Annotated in this window: 10 protein-coding genes and 2 pseudogenes; 6 read left to right on the top strand and 6 right to left on the bottom strand. The window is 59.7% G+C overall.

Annotated elements, in window-relative coordinates:
* Positions 1 to 190: 190 nt before the first annotated feature.
* A pseudogene (locus tag FJ954_RS11540) lies at positions 191 to 820 on the bottom strand (site-specific integrase); the annotation flags it as partial.
* Positions 821 to 1,354: 534 nt separating this feature from the next.
* On the opposite strand from FJ954_RS11540, the gene FJ954_RS11535 reads away from it, so the two are divergent.
* Positions 1,355 to 2,506, top strand: a complete 1,152-nt coding sequence (locus tag FJ954_RS11535) for a porin (protein ID WP_140616480.1) — start codon at positions 1,355 to 1,357, stop codon at positions 2,504 to 2,506.
* Positions 2,507 to 2,851: 345 nt separating this feature from the next.
* Here the strand turns inward: FJ954_RS11535 and FJ954_RS11530 are convergent, their stop codons facing one another.
* The 3 genes from FJ954_RS11530 to FJ954_RS11520 form a co-directional block, all read right to left on the bottom strand.
* Positions 2,852 to 4,528, bottom strand: a complete 1,677-nt coding sequence (locus tag FJ954_RS11530; RefSeq protein WP_140661358.1) for a sulfotransferase — start codon at positions 4,526 to 4,528, stop codon at positions 2,852 to 2,854.
* Between the two features lie 409 nt (positions 4,529 to 4,937).
* Positions 4,938 to 7,238 (bottom strand): mechanosensitive ion channel family protein, encoded by a 2,301-nt coding sequence (locus tag FJ954_RS11525; RefSeq protein WP_224720324.1) that lies wholly within the window; start codon positions 7,236 to 7,238, stop codon positions 4,938 to 4,940.
* Between the two features lie 454 nt (positions 7,239 to 7,692).
* Positions 7,693 to 10,605: a trifunctional glycosyltransferase/class I SAM-dependent methyltransferase/polysaccharide deacetylase gene (locus tag FJ954_RS11520; protein ID WP_140661357.1), complete on the bottom strand. Its 2,913-nt coding sequence runs from the start codon at positions 10,603 to 10,605 to the stop codon at positions 7,693 to 7,695.
* A 700-nt stretch (positions 10,606 to 11,305) separates the two neighbouring features.
* Between FJ954_RS11520 and FJ954_RS11515 the strand changes: the two genes are divergently transcribed.
* From FJ954_RS11515 to FJ954_RS11500, 4 genes are all read left to right on the top strand, one after another.
* On the top strand, positions 11,306 to 11,971 hold the full coding sequence (locus FJ954_RS11515) for a hypothetical protein (RefSeq protein ID WP_140616482.1): 666 nt from the start codon (positions 11,306 to 11,308) through the stop codon (positions 11,969 to 11,971).
* A gap of 168 nt (positions 11,972 to 12,139) precedes the next feature.
* On the top strand, positions 12,140 to 15,043 hold the full coding sequence (locus tag FJ954_RS11510) for an OmpA family protein (RefSeq protein WP_246681055.1): 2,904 nt from the start codon (positions 12,140 to 12,142) through the stop codon (positions 15,041 to 15,043).
* 11 nt (positions 15,044 to 15,054) lie between these two features.
* Positions 15,055 to 15,549 (top strand): Rab family GTPase, encoded by a 495-nt coding sequence (locus FJ954_RS11505; protein ID WP_140661355.1) that lies wholly within the window; start codon positions 15,055 to 15,057, stop codon positions 15,547 to 15,549.
* A 3-nt stretch (positions 15,550 to 15,552) separates the two neighbouring features.
* Positions 15,553 to 16,623: an adenylate/guanylate cyclase domain-containing protein gene (locus FJ954_RS11500; protein WP_140661354.1), complete on the top strand. Its 1,071-nt coding sequence runs from the start codon at positions 15,553 to 15,555 to the stop codon at positions 16,621 to 16,623.
* A 126-nt stretch (positions 16,624 to 16,749) separates the two neighbouring features.
* Here the strand turns inward: FJ954_RS11500 and FJ954_RS11495 are convergent, their stop codons facing one another.
* Positions 16,750 to 17,430 (bottom strand): redoxin domain-containing protein, encoded by a 681-nt coding sequence (locus tag FJ954_RS11495; protein ID WP_140619026.1) that lies wholly within the window; start codon positions 17,428 to 17,430, stop codon positions 16,750 to 16,752.
* A gap of 19 nt (positions 17,431 to 17,449) precedes the next feature.
* The gene (locus FJ954_RS11490) at positions 17,450 to 20,749 is read right to left on the bottom strand and encodes an adenylate/guanylate cyclase domain-containing protein (RefSeq protein ID WP_181174553.1); all 3,300 of its coding nucleotides are present in this window, start codon (positions 20,747 to 20,749) and stop codon (positions 17,450 to 17,452) included.
* Positions 20,750 to 20,988: 239 nt separating this feature from the next.
* On the opposite strand from FJ954_RS11490, the pseudogene FJ954_RS11485 reads away from it, so the two are divergent.
* Positions 20,989 to 22,753 (top strand): annotated as a pseudogene (locus FJ954_RS11485) (adenylate/guanylate cyclase domain-containing protein).
* The last annotated feature ends 13 nt before the right edge of the window (positions 22,754 to 22,766 follow it).

Here is a 22,766-nt window from a genome sequence, read left to right as displayed (position 1 = left end):
CCTCAGTGCGTTGCGGAAGTCATAGACGGCAAACACAATGCACAATTGGCACCGTTCTGTCCAGTGGAGATGGTGACGTTGCTTGGAGTAATGCTTGGCCTACATTGTGTTCGAGCACCACCAAACCTAAACTCCGCGAAAAGACGTGGGGTCGCTGGCGCTTTTGCGCGCAGCCCTGACGAGATTTTCGTCATGGCCCGGTTTCGTTCTTGATCTCCAGCGCTGCCGGTAGCCCTTCGAGCACAGTGACGCAGCCATCGAGATCGTTGGTGGCCAGATGCGCGTAGCGCATCGTCATCGACATCGTCTGATGACCCAGCCACATCTGCACGCGCCTGATGTCGATGCCACCCTGGACGAGGCGCGCAGCACAGGTGTGACGCAGGATATGGGGTACGACCTGGTGGTCGGCGCCAAGTCCAACCTCGGCTTTCGCCTCGTTCCATATGGCACTGAACTGTGCCCGGCTCAACTTGGTGAACGGGCCTTTCGGCCGAGGGCGTCCGTCCGGAGGCATCCTGATCACCTCCTTGACCCGCTCGGTCATCGGGATGGTGCGGCTGCGGCCGGATATGATGGTTTGGAAACTGACGCGATGTTCCTTGATGTCGTTCCAGGTCAGCCCGAGCGCCTCGCCGAGACGGCAGCCGCTATCGACCAGGAAGACGGAAAGCCTGTAAGCATCCTCGCTGCGGCTCTTAATGGCGGCGAACAGCCGCGCTTCTTCATCCCTCTCGAGAAAACGAATCCGTCCCGCCCGCTCTTTCTGGCGGCGGAACTCGTGCAGGCTCTCGAGATCTCCCATGTTGTAAGCCTTGCGGAAGTGGTCGGGAGTTTCGGATCAACCAAAAGATTGAGCCTCCCCTAGCAGGGCAGCGCCTTCGACCACTCGGCCGCCTCTGCGTTGCGCCGCTGGATAAAGAAAAGCGCCGGCACAATCAACAAGGCCGTGTCATAATATGGAGAAGGTGAGCGCGCCGAACATTTCAGCCTTCCTCGGGTGCGGCAGTTCCGCGGCAATTCCTGGGCAGATGAGCCCCAGGCCTTGCATGATCCGGTCGGCCGATCGCCGGATTCGGCCGAGACAGGCGGTCGTGAGGGGACCAATGGTTAACGAGAGCTTTCCAAGTGAGGCCAAATCGTGACGTTTCTGCAACACAGGTCGGGGATAGCGGCCGAACTGTCCATGCGCCGGTACGATCGTGGTTGAACGCCGCCGGCTCATGGGTAATGTCAATTTCGAAGGAGCGGCGCGGTGCGCATCTTTTTCGGTAGTGGGGATGGGGCAGGGAACGCTGTCCTTCAGCAAAGAATACCCAGACCCGTTTTTTAACTTTTGACTGGAGGTCAGAAAATGAACATCAAGAGCCTTCTTCTCGGCTCCGCTGCGGCCCTGATCGCAGTTTCCGGTGCGCGCGCCGCCGACGCCGTCGTCGTCGCCGAGCCGGAGCCCGCTGAATACGTCAAGATTTGCGACGTCTACGGCGCTGGTTACTTCTACATCCCCGGCACCGAAACCTGCCTGCGCATCGGCGGCTATATCCGTTACGACATCGGCGTCGGCGACGTGGGTTCGTTCGACGGTGCGACAAGCGCCGATCACGAGACCCCCGGCGACAGCAACGACACCTTCTACAAGCATGCCCGTTTCGCGCTGAAGACCTGGACCGGTCAGGAAACCGAACTCGGCACCTTGAAGACCTATACCGAGACCCGCTTCAACTTCCAGAACAACAACCGTGACTCGGGCAGGTTCGGAACGCTCAATACTGCTGGCAACGGCGATACCGTCTCGCTGAACTTTGCCTGGATCCAGCTCGGTGGTCTCCGCGTCGGTAAGGATGAATCAGCCTTCGACACGTTCATCGGCTACGCCGGCAACGTGATCCAGGATACGCTGGTTCCGTATGGCGGCTTCGACACAAACGTCGTGCAGTACTACTTCGACGCTGGCAACGGCTTCTCGGCTGTGGTCTCTCTCGAAGAAGGCTCGGGCACCGACACGATCGACAGCTATGTTCCGCATGTCGTCGGTGGCGTGAAGTGGACGCAGGGCTGGGGCGCGGTTACTGGCGTCATCGCTTACGACAGCAACTATGAAGAAGTCTCCGGCAAGGTTCGCTTGGACGTGAACGCCACCGACCAGATTTCGCTGTTCATCATGGGCGGCTACGGCTCCGATGATAACCTCACCGACGGCACCTGGGCGTTCCCGGCTGGCGGTCGCGGCTTCTACAAGCCGTGGAGCGGCAATTGGGCAGTCTGGGGCGGCGGCACCTACAAGTTCAACGAAAAGACCTCGTTCAACCTCCAGGCGTCGTATGACGAAGGCAAGAACATTGGCATCGCCGCGAACGTTGCCTATGACATCGTTCCCGGCTTCACGATCACGGCCGAAGTCGACTACTCGCATCTCGGCGACGACTCCGTGTCGAACTGGACGGGTATTACTCCTGGCGATGACGACGCAATCGGCGGCATGCTCCGCTTCCAGCGCTCCTTCTAACAGGCGCTGCCTTATTGAAATCGAAAACCCGGCGGGCAACCGCCGGGTTTTTTCATGCCGTCTGTATGGAACTTCGGACAGCCGATGGCATGGCCGCCCGCCTGCTGCCACGCTTGCAGACGTGGAAGAACAACCCTAGCAGCGAAAAGGAAAGGAGGAAGCCAAACTGCTTGGCGAGCGACGCGCGAAACGGGGGAGGCTCTGTGGCCAGGATACGCCGGCGGGACAGGTGAAGGAACGCGGCGGTCAGCCTGAGGAGACCCTGTTAGACTGGTCTATCGGCGGAAAGCGTACGCCGGCGGGATTGGATGCAAGCAAACTGCGCGCAGCATCAGGCACTACCGGTCAAATCTCAGCAAGATCGCCCAAGGCTTCAATCAACGGCTGAATCTCGCTTTCGTAATTCTTCCAACGCTTGACGGACGACGTATAGATCGGCTGGCGGACCTGCCAATTGCTGTAGGTGTTTACGGAGCCGCCTTTGTCAAAAAAGCGCAGGCAGGCATCGTCCCACGGCAATCCGAGATAATCCATGAGCCGGCGCGACTGCTCCTCCTGATTTTCGATCAACGTCTCGTAGCGATTTTCGAAAATACGACCCGGGAAAACCTTGTCCCAATGCCGCATCAAGCGATCATACTCCCGGTAGTAAAGCCCCAGCGTCTCAAGATCGGCACTGTAGCTGTGGGCTTTATTGAACTGCAGGACGAAACAGGAGATGCAATTGTCGATAGCGTCGCGACGACAATGAATGATACGCGCTTTGGGGAAAAGAAGGCCAACCAGGCCAATCAGCTCGAAATTGTGAGGCATCTTGTCAACGATTCGCAGCGAGTCGGGAGCCCGCTCGCGCAGATAAGCAAGGTGCTCTTCGGCCAAAGTCCTGGTCAGATCGGGAGTAATCATCGCGATGGATTGGCCGAAGTTCACGCTGGAGCGGTCTGCGACACCGAGTCCATTGGCTGTTCGCCTAAGTTTGCTGAGCTCGCCGGCGCCATGAACATCGGGGTGAGTGGCACAGATCTGCTCTGTCAATGTCGTGCCCGAACGAGGCATGCCCACGACGAATACAGGCGCCTCCGAGGGATTGCCGTACGCGGCTCTTGAAGCCACCAGTTCCGGCGCGAAGGTTGCGATCATGCCGTCGACCCAGCGGCGGTAAGACTGCAGATCGAATGTATGGCCCCCGGCTTCATTCCCCTTCTTAAAGTGATCCATCGCCTCCTTATAGCGACGGAGGTCGTTGAGAACCTTTCCTGCGGCGTGATGGAGCGCTGCCGCTCCCTCCGGCCCATGGCCCGGGTCTTGAAGCTCCGTCAGGATTGCCCCGAGTTCTGGCGGCTCTTCAGCGAATTTGCGCGTGCGTACAAGCGCGTTGTGGGCAGCCGGTACCGCGATGCGCCGTTCTATTGCCTCTTTCAGATGAACCGCGGCTTCGGCCATACGGCCGAGGCTTGCGAGCGCGCGGGGCAACCCCAACCGGGCTACGGGATGATCTCGGTCGATCCTGAGCGCCTTCTCAAAGAGCGGCAGCGCCATCTCCCCCTTGTCAAACGCATTGTAGGCATCGCCCAAGGCGCAAAGCGCTTCCACCAGATCCGGCTTCAAGTCCAGGGCGTACCGAAAGTGCTTGATCGCCGGCGTAAATTCGCTGACCTTCAAATAGGTCTCGCCGAGGCTAAGATGGTAGTAGGGATTCTGCGGATCCTCTGCCACCGCCCGAGCGAAATACCGCAGTGACTTTTCGTTATCGAAATCGAGCCCGAGCGTTCCCAGGATATATAGGGCCAGCGGATGGTTGGGCGTGCGAGCAAGGACCCTGTGGCACAGTTCCTCAGCCTCGGATAGACGTCCGGCCTGCTGCAACTCGAGCGCCTGCCGTAAAAGCAAGTCGTCGGCGTGGCTGCGGTGGGGGCCTGCCTTGAACTGCGCTTTGGATGACGCAGCCTTCGGTGATGCCGCCTTCGGTGAGGGTGGGGTGCGGAGGTGCTTTGCCCATGCGGGCGGCAATCGGTTGCTCATCCTTGGTTCGCTAGCAAAAGGGGCTTGGAGAATCCAGCCTCAATAGCCGTTTTGCGCAGAGCGCTGGTGTCGCCCCATCGATTTGCCCATTCTTCCGGATCGACCCTTATCGGATTTCCGTTCCGCGCTATGAGGTAGTAACCTAGCTCCCTCCGCACTGCCAAGACAATCCGGTGATCACAAGTTTGGCGCGTCTCAAACCATTCATGGGATGCGATATAAGCAACCACCTGCAAACCTCGCCGCGATGTCTCGGCCAGGTCACGGCGCTCCTTCGACCGAACTCGTGGACGCCATGGCGTCGGCGCCGGCGGCGCTGTGGAGACAGGATTGCCGGTTGCCCGAGGCGCGCACGAACCCTGCCGCCTAGTGGCGATCCCCGACGTCGCTCCGGTGACGGCGCTCTTTCCTATTCCGTCGTGCTGGCTTTTTTTCTGCGACGAATGGTGTGCGATTGCGCGACGGCCATTTTCACCGCGGGTGTAATCGCCAAAGATCCGTTCTCTGCCTCATGCGGATTCTGCAGCCCTTGGACGTGGACGGTCGGAAATGGGAGTTCGATGCCCTGCTCCTTGAAGACCTGGCGGAGGCGTACGTAGAATTTGCGTTTCATACCAAAGGCGCCTCCCGGCCTGGTTGTGGCCTTGACCCTCAATACAATGCCGTATTCGCCAAACTCCTGTACGCCCTGCATCTTGATCGGGTCGAGCACCCAGTGCTTGAACTCGGGATCTTCCGCCAATTCGAGGCCGATCCGCTTGATCAGCTTGCGAGCGAATTCGATATCGGTGTCATAGCCGACGGTGATGTTGAATTTGTCGATAACCCAGTCACGGCTCTGGTTCTGGACGGCCCCGAGTTCACCGAAAGGTATGGTGAACAGCGGACCCCGATGGTGGCGCAGCTTCACCGAGCGCAGGGAAAAGCTTTCCACGGTACCCTTGTAATTGCCCGAGGAAATATATTCGCCGACACGAAACGCGTCGTCGAGCAGAAAAAAAACGCCCGAAATGATGTCCTTGACGATAGTTTGTGCGCCAAAGCCCACCGCGACGCCGACAACGCCGGCGCCAGCGATCAGTGGGCCAATCTGGATACCCAGCGAGGCGAGCATCATAAGCGCTGCCATCACGATGATCGATGCGAGCAGGATGTTCTGGAGGATCGGCAACAGCGTGTGCAGCCGCGCCTGCTGCGGATCTAGCATCGGGACCTCTTCGTCGCCGATCACAGGGTGTGCCGTTTCGATGCCCAGCTTTCGTTCGATCAAGGCTTTGATGATCGACCAGCCGAAATCGGCTGCGAGGGCAATGACCACGACATTGATCAGGCCGCGCAATATGAAGGTCGTCGTCGTATCGCTGCCGCGCATGGATTGCATGTCCAGGCCCCAGACACGCGCTAGAAAGTAAGCCGCCGCCAGGATGAAAATCATTCGGATTCCGCGATCGATGACAGCGATCGCCACCGCCGGGATCGTAGGCCGGCCAAGATCTACCGAACCTGGTCGCAGGACGAAGTTAACCCCGCGCTGCGTCGTCACGATTGCCCAAGGCAGGAAGAGTGCGGCGAAGGTAAACCAGAAGTATACATAAAGGCCCGCGATGCGCTGCAGAAACAGGACGAGGAAATAAGCTGTCAACAGCCATGTCGCTTCCGTGTGAACGCTGTGGCGCGCACCGTCTCGCTGCGTTCTTGGCCGACGCCAAATGGCCAGCAGCACGAGCAACAGCAGCACGAAATCGGCGCCAAGCGACAGGACCATCATTCCGTCCTGATCGATGCCGAGACCTGGCAAGAGGATGAACGCGGCGGCGACGAAGTCGAAGACGCCAACGATCCGGGGCAGCCAATAGGACCAATGGTCAGCCGCTTCGTTGGTGATTGGCAAAGCACGAACCTCGACGGCGTTGTCGACGTTCATGAAGGAAGGGACGAGCATGGCCATGACGTACATGCGCACCCCCCATGTAACGACTGCCGCCATCAAGAATGTCAGTACAATCTCGCGGATAAGCATTGGCCAGTCGAACAGCATGAACGCGCCGGCGCTGCCCAGTGCGAACGAGACGATCAGCATGCTGGAATAAAGCGTGCGGCCACCAATCTTCTTGGCCCGCCCAACGGGCGTATCCTTCGGTTGCGCGATAATCCAGAGACGAAATGGACGGCTCAACTTGTACGTTGCCCAAGTAAGCGCCAGGCCGGCAGCGATGAACATCGCAATCAGCAAGAGTACCCCGGCAGATCCCTTGCTGGACATATCCTCCATGGTCTCTGCCCGAACGCGCGCGAACTGACCCGGCAGCAGGGGCAAAGTTCGCACGATTCTTCCGATATGATCCCTGATCATATCGAGCGTCGAGGATGCCATCGTATTCATCTGGCCTGATGCGGCCGCGGCGCCGGACGATGCGTCGGCCGGAGAAGCGCCTGCCCCGGCAGGCGCTCTCGTTGACGCGGCGTCCTGATTTCGCTGTTCGGCCATCCAGGCCTTCACTGACGCATCGTCGAGCAGTTCGAATAGCTGTTTGACCCTTTCAGGCGGGACGGTCGCCGGCGCCTGCGCCTGCGCTGGACCAGCCAACAAGAGGGCGGTTCCAAAGATGAGCTGCCTGGCAACCAGGACGAACATCGCGCCAAGGTGTCGGAGAGGTTGTGTCGGGCGCGCCAGGTTCCTGGTTCCCAATCGTCGAATGATGAGACGCATCGTGCTGTTAACCTTCCGGTCAGATCGGCAAGCAACGACATCTATGCCCGCCATTGCTCCTAGGTTGAAGGAGCCGATGTTGTGGTACAAGAGTCCACCGTTCAAGCTAGACAATTGCGTAGGGTGTGGTCACGCAAATCAGTCATGTGATCCGCAATTCAAAGACGCTGGGCGTTACGGCGGCTTCCGATAGAGCAAAACGCGCGTATGCCGCGTTGCGCATCGCCGGCCGAGGCTATGTGATGGAAATCTGGGACCCTCACACAGGCTATACACATCAGGGCAGCCAAAAGCATCACCGTGTGCGTCTATCCCCGCATAACGCGATAGACAGTTGCATCGCCCTTTACACCTCGAAGAGGCGCATCGAAAGCGACAATGCGTGGCCCGGCAAGGGGTCGCTCACGCCTGGTGCGGAATAGAGCGCTTGGGAGATGCTGACATTGTCTACCGTTCAAACGAGCACGGCCTCGATGGTAGCAACAAAGTCGTCGAGCGAGCGATCCCCGCGAATCTCGATGCGCGGAAGGTCGATGGGGTCGCTATTAAGGTCCGCCGGTCCGTGTCTGCCGCCGAAGCCGATCCGGTAGCCGCACTCCTTGGCCAGCCTGCCGAGCCGTCGGTCGGTGACAGAGAAGGGTGCCGCGAAGGCCGTGGTTGGCCGGCCGGTCCACCGTTCGACGAACATACGAGAGCGCAGGAGCTCGGCGGCCAAATCAGAGCTCGACAGACCATCGATGGCGCGGTGCGTCGCCAGATGGCTTCCGAAGAACGCACCCTCGGCGGCGAGACGTCGCACCGTTCCGGCGTCCATAAGCCGCGTCGGCGGACCGCTGACGGCGTCCCACTTTGCACTTTCCCCCACCAGGTCCGTCACCAGGAACACTTCCGCGGTCAGGTCGTGCGCACGCAAGATCGGCCAGGCATGGTCGGCAAAGTTCTGGAATCCGTCATCGAAGGTGATGAGCACCGGGCGGCCAGTGAAAGGCTGACGGTTGGCGATGGACAATTCCAGTTGCTCGGACATGATCGCGTGAAAGCCATTGGCGCGCAGCCATGCCATCTGGCTCGCGAATGCGGCGGGCGTGAGTCGGAAACGGGCGAGCGCGGCCGGACCTTCATCGGCGACGCTGTGATACATGAGGACAGGGATACGTTGCCGCCGCTCGCTACGAGCGACGGCGCGGCGCAAGACCCGTGCCCCGCCCCAGACAATGTTTCGCGCGACCCCGATGCCGATGGGTGCGCGGACCGGCACATGATCAATCACCGGCTCCGTCGCCACGTAATCCGGCGACAGGCGGCAGAAGCGATCTATTCGATAGAGTTCGGTCTGGATCGATTGCGCAAGGACGAGACCTTCGGTCTCTGCGAAGGTTTGCGAGATCGTTTGTGCGCCGAAAGTGTTCCAGTCGAAGCCCGTCCTTTCAATATTGTCGCGTAGCACGAATGCGTGTGCATTGATGAAACTGCCGCCAGGCGCCAGTGCCTCAACGAATTTTTTGGCGATGCGCCGCAACCCGGCGAGATCTTCTAGGTAGTAGAGCACTTCCGAACAGACGATCAGTTCCATCTCATTGGGCAGCGTGTCCGCAAAAAAATCCAGTACACTGAATTCGACATTCGGCTGGTCCGAGCAGCGCGCGCGCGCCCGTTCGATGGCTACGGCGGAAATGTCTGTGGCGGTCAAATGGCCCACTCGGGGTGCCAGTTGTCGCGTGAAATGGCCTTCCGCACAGGCCAGCTCAAGCGCCCGTCCTATGGGACCGGCCGGCAGAATTTCGAGCTGCCGCTCATATTTTTCCTGCTCGTAGGCCGAGCTGTAGCTCCAGGGATCCTCGGTCGCGAAATACCGGTTCCAGAACGACTTACGATCCTTGTCGTGGCCACTCGAGGCGGGTGCACGGCGCGGCGCTGGAAGCGGCTGCGTAGCGTCAGCGCTTGACCGAACCAGTTCCCGCGCTTCCGACATCAATTGCGCGAGTTTACCGAAGTGGCTGTCCGGATCAGGCCGGCGTTCCGTTGTCGTCGACAGTGCCTCGGCTGCCAGCGTGCTTGATGTGTCGGCGCCGTCGTCCTTTTGTGGTAGGAAATTCAGGATCAGTTCAATCCAATGGCGCCTTGTCACTTTCCCGAGTACGCCGAACTGTACGATAGCCCCGATCTGCCCATCCATCATCAGGTAGGCATAGATTTGATCGATTTCTTCCGAAAGCTCGGTCGACGTTGGATTTCGAGCGTCGACGCGAATTCCGAAAGTGCGCGCCAGCCTGCGAGGAGCGGCAAGATCGTCGGCGTCGAGCAGCATTTGCTCGAGATGATACTGGACGCGACGACCCGCAACCGGGTCGCCCCAGACCTTGCCGAGTTCGATGATCAACTGTGTGATGGCGCCGCCAAACCTGTCCCACCGGGCAGCCATATGGGCTGGCACCGATAGGCTTCCTACCATCAGGCCGTCGAAGGTCACCTTGGCGATCTCGCGCGCCCACTTACGCCTTGCCGGCAGCGCGCGCAGGGATTGCGGGTTGATCGAGCCGCCGCCGCTGCCGCAATCCGACGCAGCGTTCCACAGGGCGAACCACGCCAGTGCTTCGGAAGCGGTGCGGCCGCCCGCCGAGATCGCGCCATTGGCATGCGCCGGCGCTGGGTGCTTGACCCTGGGGTCGGTGGCAAAGCCGCGGGCGATAATGATTTCCGCGTCTGCCAGCGTCTGCCTCGAATTGCGGGTGAGCGCGTTGGGGCTGGCTCGACAAAAGGCGAGCGGCTCGTCGACCATCACCCAATTTGTGCCCTGACGTGCGACGCGCTGCCATAGATCCCAATCCTCGCAGCTGCGCAGCGACACGTCAAAACCGCCCAATTCGACTATTGTTTCCCGGTCGACCAGCAGCGCGTGAGTGGCGATGGCACATCGGCGGGCGAACGTTTCGAAGGGCTGGCCTGCGACCTCGGGCGCGATGCTCGCCGGGGTGAGCGCTCCATCGGGCATCACGCGCCGCGAACCGCAATAGGCGGCGACTGCATCGGGAGCGGTTTTCAGCGCAGCCAGCATTTTTGTAAGAAAGCTGGCATCCAGCCAGTCATCGGCATCCAGGAACATCAGCCAGTGGCCGCGCGCCGTCGAAATCCCGTTGTTACGTGCGCCGGCGGGGCAATTGGCGCAAGAACTCAAGGTGCGAAATCGGGCATCCTGTTCCACATAAGCGGCGATGATCGCGGGGGTGCGGTCCGTGGAGGCGTCGTCGACGATGATCGCCTCCCAATCCGCGGTTTCCTGATCGACAAGGCAATCGAGTGCCCGCGTCAGCGTTACCTCCGCGTTGTGCGCAGGAACAACGATCGAAACCAATGGATTATGCGCCACGTGTCTCACCCGCGCCTTGTTCGTTCAGATAGAACAAATGCGTTGATCTTTGTCGGCGCAAGCCGTCGCGATCAACCCCGGTCCATTCGAGCCCATCGTCGACCATAACTATATCAATATCCGGTAGGTCTGCCGGCGGATGCCGGCATGCATTGTGCCGAATGTTTTGCTCGACATTGAACATCGATACCACACCGCCTTGCGGTAGCATTATTCTGGATCATCGAGCTTTCGTATTCTTCGGAGAGTCACCGAATGTCAAAACCGGATAACGGCATCGGATGGCCGCACTGCCCTGTCAAGATCGGGGCTGATTAGGTAGCAAAAAAAGACCTGAAGACAGGCTTGAATGGCAAGCGCTCATGCCCGTGCCTTAGTTGCTGCGCCGCCCGGCAACAAAAGATGATCGCGTGCGAAGACGCGAGGGCAAGCTGATCCTGATCGAACTAATCGGAACCGCGGCCGAACTGCGAGCGCGCCGCAGTTGTTGATCATGGATCCATGGCGCCGCCAATCTACGCGCATGATGACGCAAAAGGGTCTGTTCGCTGGACAGATTGTGGAGCTCGAGCCGCATGTCAAATTTACGCGTGACCCGCTTAGGCGGAGAAGATTCCGGCTTGCGAGCCGGGTATTTTGCTGACATCTTTACTAGTTGCTAAATTAGCACGCTGTAGCTGTTTAAATGAAGGGTATAGGGATGGCCAAGGAATCTTCGAGTACCGCTTCTCCGGCAAATAAAGCGGACGGAAATCTGACAAGTAATGCAGACGCCAACGGGCTCGCCTTCATGGCGGGCCAGGCTCGCGAGAGCGGGACCCCCGGCGACGCTGTAGGTGTCGACAAGATACGTGATCTGCTGTTCGGCAACCAGATGCAGGACTATGACCGCCGCTTTTCCAAGCTTGAAGAACGGGTCTTGCAGCGGTTCAAGGATGTCGAATCGGAGGCCAAGCGCAATCTTGAAATGTACGAGTCAAATGCGAAAAAGCAGATCGACTCGCTTGCGGCGCAGTTGCGGAACGAAAAAGACGCGCGAGCCGACGCCGACAAGGAGATTGACCGAAATCTTCGCGAACAAAATCAGGCGCTTGAAAAGCAGGTGCGCGCATTGTCGGATCAATTGAATGAGCTTGAGCGCGAAATTGCCGACCGGATAAATCGAAACGACCATTTGCTGCGTGAGGAAATCAAGCAAAAGAATGAAGCCATTCAGATGCTGATGGAAAAAATGTTTTCCGATCTCGGCAACGTCAAGACCGACCGAAATCTTTTGGCCGGCCTGTTTGTCGAGGTTGCAAAATGTCTGAATCAGGATCCCGTCGGCAGCAAGAGCAACTCGGACCGTAGCTGGAAAGTGAGTTGATCGGATTTGACGTCGACCGTCGACCCAATCAGCCTTCCGCATAGAACAGCCTCGAACGATACAGAGATTGATCGCGAGGCTCTGGCCCGTCTTTTGATCGAAATTGCCCGGAACGTTGATCCGGACTACCGTGCGCGACTCGACGGAGTTCCATCCGCCGATCCTCGCATGGAAACGCTGCGCCAGTTGCTGGTCAGCCGCGAAATTTCAGAGCTTTCACGAGTTACGCATCTGCTCGACGAACCGGAGCAGCTTGCCGCAGCAGTGGGCGACGTGCTTCCCAATGCGGCCGCCCGAGCCCCTCATGCGCAACTCGGCGAGGCCCTTGCGCCGGCTGTCGAAAGGGCTGTGCAACGGTCGATCCAGAAGAGCCCGCGCACGCTGACCGATATATTATACCCCGTGTTTCTTCCGGCAATTCGCAAGTCAATCGGGGAAAAAATCGACCAGACATTTCAGTCGCTTAATGAAACTCTACGACATATATTTACCTGGCACGGGCTCAAATGGAGAATTGAGGCGTGGCGAACCGGAGCCAGCTTCTCGGAAGTTGTTCTTAAGCACTCTCTTCTTTATCGTGTTGAACATGTCTTTCTCATTAACCGAACTTCTGGGCTATTGATAGCGCATGTAGCTGCCGACAATGCGACGAGCGAAGATCCTCAACTGATCTCTTCTATGCTGAGTGCAATCCAAGACTTTGTGAAGGACTCATTCAACGAGAAGGAGCAGAGCGGCCTGGACACTATTCGTTTTGGCGACCTTCGTCTCTGGTCAGAAGTAGGACCGTTCGCGACCCTGGTGTCGGTGATCCGAGGAAACCCCCCAGAAGGATTGCATGACATAGTTCGCGACGTGTTGCTCCGTGTCCATGAGGACTACTCGCAGGCTTTAATGGAGTTTGACGGCGACGGATCGCAGTTGGCCGGCATAGAGGCGCAGCTGCAGACTTGCGTCGAGCTGAAGCAGGAGGAATCAAACCAGGGATTTCCGTGGCTGGTGGTGGGCCTGGGCCTGCTGCTGTTGGTTCTGGCAGGCGGTTGGTTCTTTCTTTCATGGCAATCCGGGCAGCGCTGGCAGGCTTATGTGTCACGACTGGGGACCCAGCCGGGCATCATCGTTGCCGAACAAAAGATACGCGATGGCCAATTCTATATTGCCGGCCTGCGAGACCCGCTTGCCGTCGACCCGCAAGCCCTGCTGTCTGGAACGCAGGTCGATCCCGGCAGGGTCCATTCACAGTGGCAATTTTACCAGAGCCTCGAACCGGAGTTCGTGTTGAAGCGGCTGACGGCATCGCTGGCCCCGCCGGAGTCAGTACGGCTTGCCATCGTCGATGGGCGCATCGTTGCCGAGGGTGAGGCTCCCGACACCTGGATAGATCGGGCGCGCGCAGCGGCCCGACAGCTTTCGGCAGGCGGCCCGGTATTCGATATCTCAAGGGTCCGCGATGTAAGCCCCGAAGCACGCGCGGCAGAGCACTGGCAGGCCTATGTGTCGCGACTGGAGACCCAGCCGGGCATCATCGTTGCCGAACAAAAAATACGCGATGGCGAATTCTATATTGCCGGCCTGCGGGACCCGCTTGCCGTCGACCCGCAAGCCCTGCTGTCGGGAACGCAGCTCGATCCTGTCCGGGTCCATTCGCAGTGGCAATCCTATCAGAGCCTTGGACCGGAGTTCGTGCTGAAGCGGCTGACGGCGTCGCTGGCTCCGCCGGCGTCAGTACGGCTTGCCATCGTCGATGGGCGCATCGTTGCCCAGGGTGAGGCTCCCGACACCTGGATAGATCGGGCGCGCGCCGCCGCCCGACAGCTTTCGGCAGGCGGACCGGTATTCGATATCTCAAGGGTCCGCGATGTAAGCCCCGAAGCACGCGCGGCCGAGCACTGGCAGGCCTATGTGTCGCGCTTGGAGACCCAGCCGGGCATCATCGTTGCCGAACAAGATATACGCGATGGCCAATTCTATATTGCCGGCCTGCGGGACCCGCTTGCCGCCGACCCGCAAGCCCTGCTGTCGGGAACGCAGGTCGATCCCGGCAAGGTCCATTCGCAATGGCAATCCTATCAGAGCCTTGAACCGGAGTTCGTGTTGAAGCGGCTGACGGCGTCGCTTTATCCGCTGAAATCGGTTCGGCTTTCGATCGTCGACAATCGCATTGTTGCCGAGGGTGAGGCTCCCGACACTTGGATAGATCGGGCGCGCGCCGCGGCCCGACAGCTTTCGGTAGGCGGACCGGAATTCGACATCTCCAGGGTTCGTGATGTGAGCCCCGAAGCACGCGAGGCCGAGCACTGGCAGTATTATGTGTCGCGACTTGAGGCCCAACCGGGGATCATCGTCGCCCAGCAGACGGTTAGAGGCGGCCAATTCTACATTTCCGGCCTGAGAGACCCGCTTGCCGCCGACCCGCAAGCTCTGCTGTCCGGAACGCAGGTTGATCCTGCCCGCGTTCATTCACAGTGGCAATTCTTTCAAAGCCTTGATCCAAAGTTCGTGGTGAAGCGGCTGACGGCGTCGCTGTCCCCGCCGAAATCGGTTCAGCTTTCGATCATCCAAGGTCGCATCCTAGTCGTGGGGGAGGCGCCTGCCGCGTGGATCAACCGGGCGCAGGCCGCCGCTGAACAGCTTTCGGCCGACGGAGTGGTTCTGGATGTCTCACAGCTGCGCGAGCTGAACCTTGCAGAACTTAATTATTTGAGAGAGGCCATCCAGACGACCGATATTTTCTTCTCTTCCGGCAAAGTTGTGCCGGGACCAGAGCAGCTGCCGGTTCTCGACAGGCTGGCGGATCAGATAAAGGAATTCGCCCAAAATGCCCGCAAGTCAGGCGTAGCTGCGCGCTTCATGCTGACCGGGCATTCGGACGCCACTGGCCGTGAGACGGCCAACGCGTCGATCAGTGCAGCCCGCGCCGAGACCGTTCGTGCGCTTCTCAACAAACGCGGCGTCGCTCCGGAACTGCTGCTGGTTCGAGGCGCGGGCACTTTTGAGCCGCTGGTGCCTGAAAACAGTCAAGCCGGGAGCTCCACCAATCGCCGGGTTTCGATTACGGTAAACCTGGACTAGGGGAGCCCAAGATGGTGCAAAGAAAGATCTGCATGCTGGGCGGGTTCGCCGTCGGAAAGACGAGCCTGGTTCGCAGGTTTGTGCAAAGCATTTTTTCAGAAACCTACCTGACCACGGTGGGAGTGAAAATCGACAAGAAGAATGTCGCACTCCCGGATAAAACCGTCGATCTGATTTTGTGGGACTTGGCCGGCGAAGACGACATCGGCTCATTCCGCGTCAGCTATGTTCGAGGTGCAACCGGGCTTGTGCTAGTCGTCGATGGAACCCGCGCTGCGACACTTGCCGTGGCGCTCACGCTGCGGGAACGGGCCGAGGCCGAATTCGGCGCAATGCCGTTCGTAGTGCTGATCAACAAATCCGACCTGGCCGATCGGTGGGCAATATCGGATGGTGATATCAACGAACTCAGGCAGCGTGGATGGCAAATCTATCTCACGAGTGCACTCTCGGGTGAGAATGTCGATGATGCGTTTCGTCAACTTGCCTTGATGGTAACCAAGTAGACCATGCACGGATTGCCCAAAGAAGTTAGCAGTTGGATTTTCAACTTCTTCTACAATGGGAACTCCGTCGCGTATCTGAAAATCGACCCTCAGCTTTGCGTGGCTGCGAAGGGCGGTAATGTTGAGCATTACGGGCTCTCCTCGCTTCGCATTGGCGAGCCTGTTGCCGAGCAGCTTGAATTCATGGAAGGTTTGCTGCCTTGCCCGGAGCTTCCGTTTCACGTTGCCATGGTCGAACTGCCCAGCGGGCGTGTCGCTGACCTTCATTTTTTTGCTGACAATGCCTGCGTGTGGCTGCTCTTTCTTGACGCGACTGCCGAACGCGACAATAGGCAGCGGCTTCAACAAAAGGCTTATGAAATGACCCTCCTGCAAGAGAGGGAGCGTCAACTCAACAAGGAATTACAATCGACGAACGAGGCGTTGAGGAAGAGCCAGGAGGGGTTGGCGCGTGAATACCATCGCGCCGAAACCCTGCTCCTCAACATTCTTCCTGCGTCCATCGCGGAGCGGCTAAAGGCGCACAAAAAAATTGCTGACAACCATGCAGAAGTGAGTGTGCTTTTTGCCGACATAGTCGGTTTCACAGAACGAGCGCGGAGCGTCGGAGCCGTAACGACACTCGCAATTTTGAATTACTTCTTCAAGGCGGCGGATCGGCTCTCGGAACGATACGGCTGCGAAAAGATCAAGACAATCGGCGATTGTGTGATGGTGGTCGCTGGCCTGCCCACCGCGCGTGCCGATCATGCGAAGGCACTCGCGCGCTATGCACTTGAGCTGCGTAAGGCGGTCAAGCGCGAACGCTTCGCAGGAGAACCGCTGAGACTCAGAATTGGAATTCACTCAGGGCCCATCGTCGCCGGCGTCATAGGCAAGAGGCGGTTCGCCTATGACCTGTGGGGCGAGACGGTTAATCTCGCCTCGCGTATTCAAACCTCCGCGGAGCCCGATGAAATCCGCATTTCGGATGCAACTCGCCAAATGCTTGGACCAAATTTTGCTTGCGACCCACTCGAGGAAACGGAATTGCGTGGTACCGGTCGTGTGCGAATGTGGCGGCTCCCGGCCTGATTGCCGCGCAGCAGTGCCGATCCTAGGCCCATTCATCTCAAGCCCCAAGCTGTAACGCGAAGTTTTGACCGATAGTGGCCTTCTTGTCCGCATTGCAGATGGCTGCAATGCAGTCTTCCGAAAAACTTATTGGGCGACTTGGGACACGGCTGACATCAGCTCTTGCGGGTTGGGCGCCCCAAACATGTATCGCCCACCTTCTGGCACCTCCGTGAAGCTCCAGCGGACAATCCCTTGCCGGTCCAGTAGGAACTGGCCTATCAGTTGTCCGTGTCCCGTCGCCATCATCTGCTCGTCGGCTTCGGTCACTTCATAATTATCGCTCTTGTTGAGGATTTCGGTGGCCGCAAAAGGATCCATTGGACCGGGCAACTCGCTTGGCATGTCGACCAGCATATCCTTTGCGGCTGCGATCGAAACCTTGTACGGCCAGTTCGTCTCGTTTTGGGTGAATTCGAGATTGGGCAGCCCAAAAGCACGATGCGAAGCGCGTTCAGGATCCGAGGCCGCAAGCAGAGTCGGCATCGGGTGGTAGCGGAAATAAAGACGAGCCCGTTCGATCGGTGTGTTGACCACGGTCAGGCTCTCCACGCCCTTTTCGCGCAGCTCCGGATCAAGCCGCGCCTGAGCGGCGATATGGCGCCGGCAAAACGCACAATGCAGACCTCGAAACAGACCAACCAGCACCGGTTTTTGTCCGCGAAAGTCGTCAAGCGCGATCTTGCCATCCTGGGTAATGGCGTCGAGGACCAAGTTCGGCGCACGGTCGCCCAGTTGAAGCGGTACCAAGTCACTACGCGCGGACATTTCCAACCTCCAACCCCGGCTAATCGAGAAAGGGCAGCACCACAAGCGCTTCCGGGTCGAGCCCGTGCTGGGCGCATATACCCTGCGCCAAGGAAAAGTAGCGTTCTGCCTCGGCAAGATTGTCGAGGTCGAGATTAAGCGTTGCCAGACCATCATAGCACGGAAACAGCAGTTGGGGTTCGCCCGTTTCGCGCGCTACCTCCAGTGCCTCGTGGAACAAGCCAAGGGCCAGTTCCGGACGGCCGTTGCACTGGTGGATTTGCCCAAGCACAAGCAACGGCACCGGCAGGTGCTCTCGCTGGTCGAGTGCGCGGTCGATCTCGATAGCTTTCTCGGCAGCAGGCACGCCCTCTGTTGGACAGCGATCCGTGAAAGTACAACAAGCGACCGCCAGATTGGCGAGAAGGCGCGCCTGGAAGCCCAAATCCCCAATATGGCGCGCGACTTCAAGACCGCGCCGACAGACCTCCATCGCATGTGCGGGATCGATGGTCGTGTAAAGCACGCCTAGATTGGTGTAGCCGCGACAGGCCGCGCCCAGCAGACCGGCGGCTTCGGCCAATTCAATGCTATGCTCGACCTGACGCACGGCTTCACGGTTTCGTCCAAGGCGAGCCAGTGCGACAGCCTTGGTATTGAGTGCCTCGGCGGTCACAAGAGTGGCATCACGCCCCACCTCGGAGACATGCTCCGTGGTGCGAGTGCGTACGCAATCCAACGCCGCGTCTGCCCATTTTGCCGCGAGAGCGTGATCTCCGCTACGGAACGCCTGTCGGCCACGTTCTTGCCAGAGATGCGCCTGCTCGACCGGAGCATCCGCTCCTTCGAGGAGCGCTGCCGCTTCAGCGTAGCGGAATTCTGCTTTGTCCCGCTTGCCGACGTCCCAGAGCAGCCGACCGATTTTACGCAAAACGCGCGCAGAGGCTACGCGATCAGCCGACTCACGGTATGCCTGCAAGGCCGCCTCGTAGTGGTGGTGCGCGATCTCGCGGCGGCCCGCCGAGCCGCTCAAATCGGCAATGCGCTCGGCAATTTTCAGTTTGAGCGGTGTTTGCCCGGTCGCCTCCAACGCAGTCAGTGCTCGCTCGTAGAAACGAAGGGCGTCGTCGTTGGCGTAAATCATGCGGGCGCGATCGCCGGCCGCCTGCAGGTAATGCGCGCCCTTCTCCCGCTCGGCGCTTTGTGCGAACTGGTGACCGAGCACGGTCAAGTCCTCGAGCCGTTCCGGATTATCGCCGCACAGTTGCTCCAAGGCAGCACCTATCCGCCCGTGGATTTCGGTCCGGCGTTGCCGGAGCAGATTCTGGTAGATCACGTCCTGCAACAAGCTTTGCGTAAAGCGGTAGCTTTGCGACGAGATGGAGCCTGATCCGGCAACTTCCTCGATGATTTCCGCATCGCAAAGCAGTTCGCAGCCTGCTTCTAGCCGGGCGGGGTCGGCTGTCACGGTCTTCAGAAGGGTGGCATCGAAGCGCGCGCCGATTACCGCGGCTTCCTGGGCCAACCGGCGCACCTCTTGTGGCAGCCGGTCGACGCGAGCAAGCAACATTGCCTGGATAGTGGCGGGAATGTCGGTTGCGACTTCGCCTGCTACGGTCCGCCATCGTTGCCCCTCGCGCACCAGTACACCGCGATCAACAAGGCCGCGAACAATCTCCTCTACAAAAAGAGGGTTGCCACCCGCTCGGTCGAGGATCTGATCGACGAGCCCTGCTGCGGAGCTTACCCAGCTCTCGCCGAAAAGCGCCACCAGCAGGCTGCGCCCTTCATCGCCGTTGAGCGGCGAAAGCCTGAGCGCCGTTTGACTGACCCGACCTGAGTCGAGCTGGCCGCTCTCCGGTGCCGAGCGATGCGTGACCAGCACCATTAACCGCGTGCGTTCCAACCTGTCCATCACGAAACGTAGTGCCTCGAGCGAAACGGCGTCGGCCCAGTGCAGATCTTCGACGACAATCAACAGCGGCGACAACGCAAGCCGCCGTTCGATGATGGTGCGGACCGCGTAGAAGATTTGCCGCCGTAGCTGCTCGGGTTCGACATGCTGCAAGGTGGCATCCGGGTCGCCAAGCCCAACCACATGGTAGAGCAAAGGCATCAGCCGCTTCGCCTCCTCGCCCTGCAGGCCGAGATCGGCAAGCAAGCCTGAGAGCTTCCCCCGCATATCGTTCCCATCGTTGTTTTGCATCATCCCGGCAGCACTGCGCACCACTGCCCCCAGGGCGCCAAATGATTGTTCGCCCAGTGGTGAGCACGTGGTCTGTCGCACGGCGACGTTGCGAAAACGGTCCTCGTCGCCGACACGGGCGACGAACTCCTTCACCAGCCGCGATTTCCCGATACCGGCTTCTCCGACGAGGCGGACAAGTTGGGCCGTGCCGCCGCACGCCTGGTCAAGGCTCGCCAGCGTTCTGTTGAGCTCCGCACCGCGACCTATCATCGGCGCGCTGAGGCCGAGCGCCTCGAGCCCACGCGCTGCACGCGGCTCCGCAAGCGGTGCATCCAATCGATGAACGAGCACACTGCCAGCCTTGCCGCGAAGCACGACATCACCCATCGACTCGTAAGAGAAGGCATGCCGGGTCAGCCTGTGAGTGAGTTCGCCTACCAGCACTTCTCCCGGTGCAGCCAGCGATTGCAGGCGTTGTGCTGTATTCACCGTGTCGCCGGTCACGGAATAGGATTTGGCGGTGCCGATGCCTAATCGTCCAGTAACGACGGGGCCAGTGTTTATGCCGATATGAAGTAATAGAGGCGAGCCGGAGTGGGGGGTGCTTTCGCCGAGCCGCGCCGTCCGGGCGATCATGTCGAGAGCGGCGCGAAGCGCGCGTTCCGGATCGTCCTCATGCGCGACCGGCGCACCGAACAAAGCGAGCAGTGCATCGCCGATGAATTTGTCGACGAACCCACCAAAATTTTGCACCGCCGCCGTCAATTCCTTGAACAGCTCGTTCTGTAGCGTTTGCATGACCTCAGGGTCGAGCTGCTCGCTGAGTGTCGTGAAGCCGCAAAGGTCGGCAAAGAGGACGGTTACCGTCCGGCGATCGGCGTCAGAGATGGGCTGCAGCCCTTCGTCGTTGTCAATGTTCGCAAGCAGCGACGGAGTTCGAGAGGGCGGCACAATGGTTCGGCTTGGTGTCGGAGCAAGCCGTTCGACGGCTTTTGCCGGCGCACCGACGCTTGCCCCACATTTCGGACAGAACCCGAAATCAGATGCGCAGGGATAACCGCAACTGGCGCATGGCACGGGCTGGCGCTTGCCACACCTCGGACAGAAAGCGTAACCGCCCTCAACCTCGAAACCGCAGCCTGCGCAGTCCATCGAGCCAGACCTCACTAGGGGCCGCGACGGCGTGTTCTCCCTACGCATTTCCCGGCCGGTGTATTCACAAGCATGAACCCATAGCGGTGGATGGGCAAGTGGCAGCGCAAATGGGCATCGGGCGATCGGGTGGGCCTGTGACAGCGCGCGCAGCCAATTCGGTTCTGCGTGGCTGTCGGTTGCAAAAGTTCCCTCTTGGTTCGGTCTTCCTGCTATCGTGAAGATAAGGAGACGGACCCTTGAGCGAGAATCGTAAGCTAGCCGCAATTCTAGCTGCGGATGTGGTCGGATATAGCCGGCTCGCGAGCGCGGACGAAGATCGTACATTGGCGAGGTTGCGGGCACTGCGCAGCGACCTGATCGATCCGATCATCGCAGTGCACCACGGCCGGGTGATCAAGCGCACTGGCGATGGGGCCCTGGTTGAGTTCCGCAGTGTGGTGGATGCCGTGCGCTGCGCCATAGAGGTTCAGAATGGTATGGTTGAGCGCAATGCCGGCGTGCCGCAAGACCGCCGTATTGAGTTCAGGATCGGCATCCATCTGGGAGATGTGGTCGAAGAAAGCGACGGCGACCTGATGGGCGACGGCGTCAACATCGCGTCGCGTTTGGAGGGACTCGCGGCGGCCGGCGCCATCTGCCTGTCCGAGGATGCCTATCGCCAGGTCAAGGCCAGGCTCGACCTCTCCGTCAGCGATCTCGGCAGCACACAGCTCAAGAACATCGCCGAGCCGATCCGGGTCTATTCGCTACAAGTTGGCAGCGCTGGGACCGCGATCCCGGAAAGCGCAACTAGCCGGCCGGCTACGGCAGTGCCGCCGAAGCTGTCGATCGCCGTGCTGCCGTTCGCCAACATGAGCGGTGACGCCGAACAGGACTACTTCGCCGACGGCATCTCCGAGGATATCATCACTGCCCTGTCCAAACTGTCGCAGCTCTTCGTCATCGCACGCAATTCGTCGTTCACCTTCAAGGGCCAGAACGTCCATGTGCAGGAGGTGGGCACGAAACTCGGCGTGCGGTATGTTCTTGAGGGTAGCGTACGCAAGTCAGGGAACCGGGTGCGCATCACCGCGCAGCTCATCGACGCAACTTCGGGCGGCCATCTTTGGGCGGAGCGGTTCGATCGCGACCTGACCGACATATTCGCCGTGCAGGACGACGTGACGCAACAGATCGTCGGCGCGCTGTCGCTTAATCTGACCGCGGGCGATCGGCAGCGGCTGGCGCCCGAGTACCCGCGCAATACGGAGGCGTATGACTATTTCCTGCGGGGCAGGGAGCTGTGGCACCGGCTGACGAGGGAGACGAACGTCGCGGCTCGCGACCTCTTGCAACGTGCCATCGAACTGGACCCGAAATTTGCCTCTGCCCACGCATTCCTGGCCCTTACCCACGGCATCGATTACCTGAACCGCTGGGGTGCGTCGCCGCCCGAATCGATGGCGCAAGCGGACGAGGCCGCAACGCGAGCGGTAATGCTGGATGGCAGCGATCCCTGGGCGCACTGGGCGCTTGCTATTGTCAAGCTGTACACACGGCGACACGATGGGGCCGTCGACGAGGCCGAGCGCGCGCTCGTCCTCAATCCGAACTTCGCCGAAGCGCACGTTGCCCTCGGCGAGGCGTTGTACTATTCGGGCAGATCCGAAGACGCCCTCGAGAGTTTTGCCCGGGGGAAATTCTTGAATCCATATTTCCCGGATGTGCTTCTCCACTTTCAAGCTTTGGCCTTGTTTCAACTTGGAAGGTACGAAGAGGCCGCTGACCTCTTGCTGCAACGGCTGGCTCGCAACGCTGTCACCGACGTATCGCGGGCGCTTCTGGCCGCCAGCTACGGCCAGCTGGGCCGTTTCGCCGAGGCCCAAGCGGCATGGCGGGACGTGCTTCGCGTCAATCCCGACTATTCGCTGGAATACCCGTCGCAAAATCCTGCCCTACAAGAACCCTGCCGATTTCGAACTCATGGTGGAGGGGCTCCGCAAGGCCGGTATTGAGCAATAACAAGTGAGGCCAG

This window comes from Mesorhizobium sp. B2-3-15 (assembly GCF_006442875.1).
GTDB classification, from domain to species: Bacteria; Pseudomonadota; Alphaproteobacteria; order Rhizobiales; family Rhizobiaceae; genus Mesorhizobium; species Mesorhizobium australicum.
The sequence above is the reverse complement of the archived record's forward strand: the minus strand, read 5'-3'. Positions and strand labels throughout refer to the sequence as shown.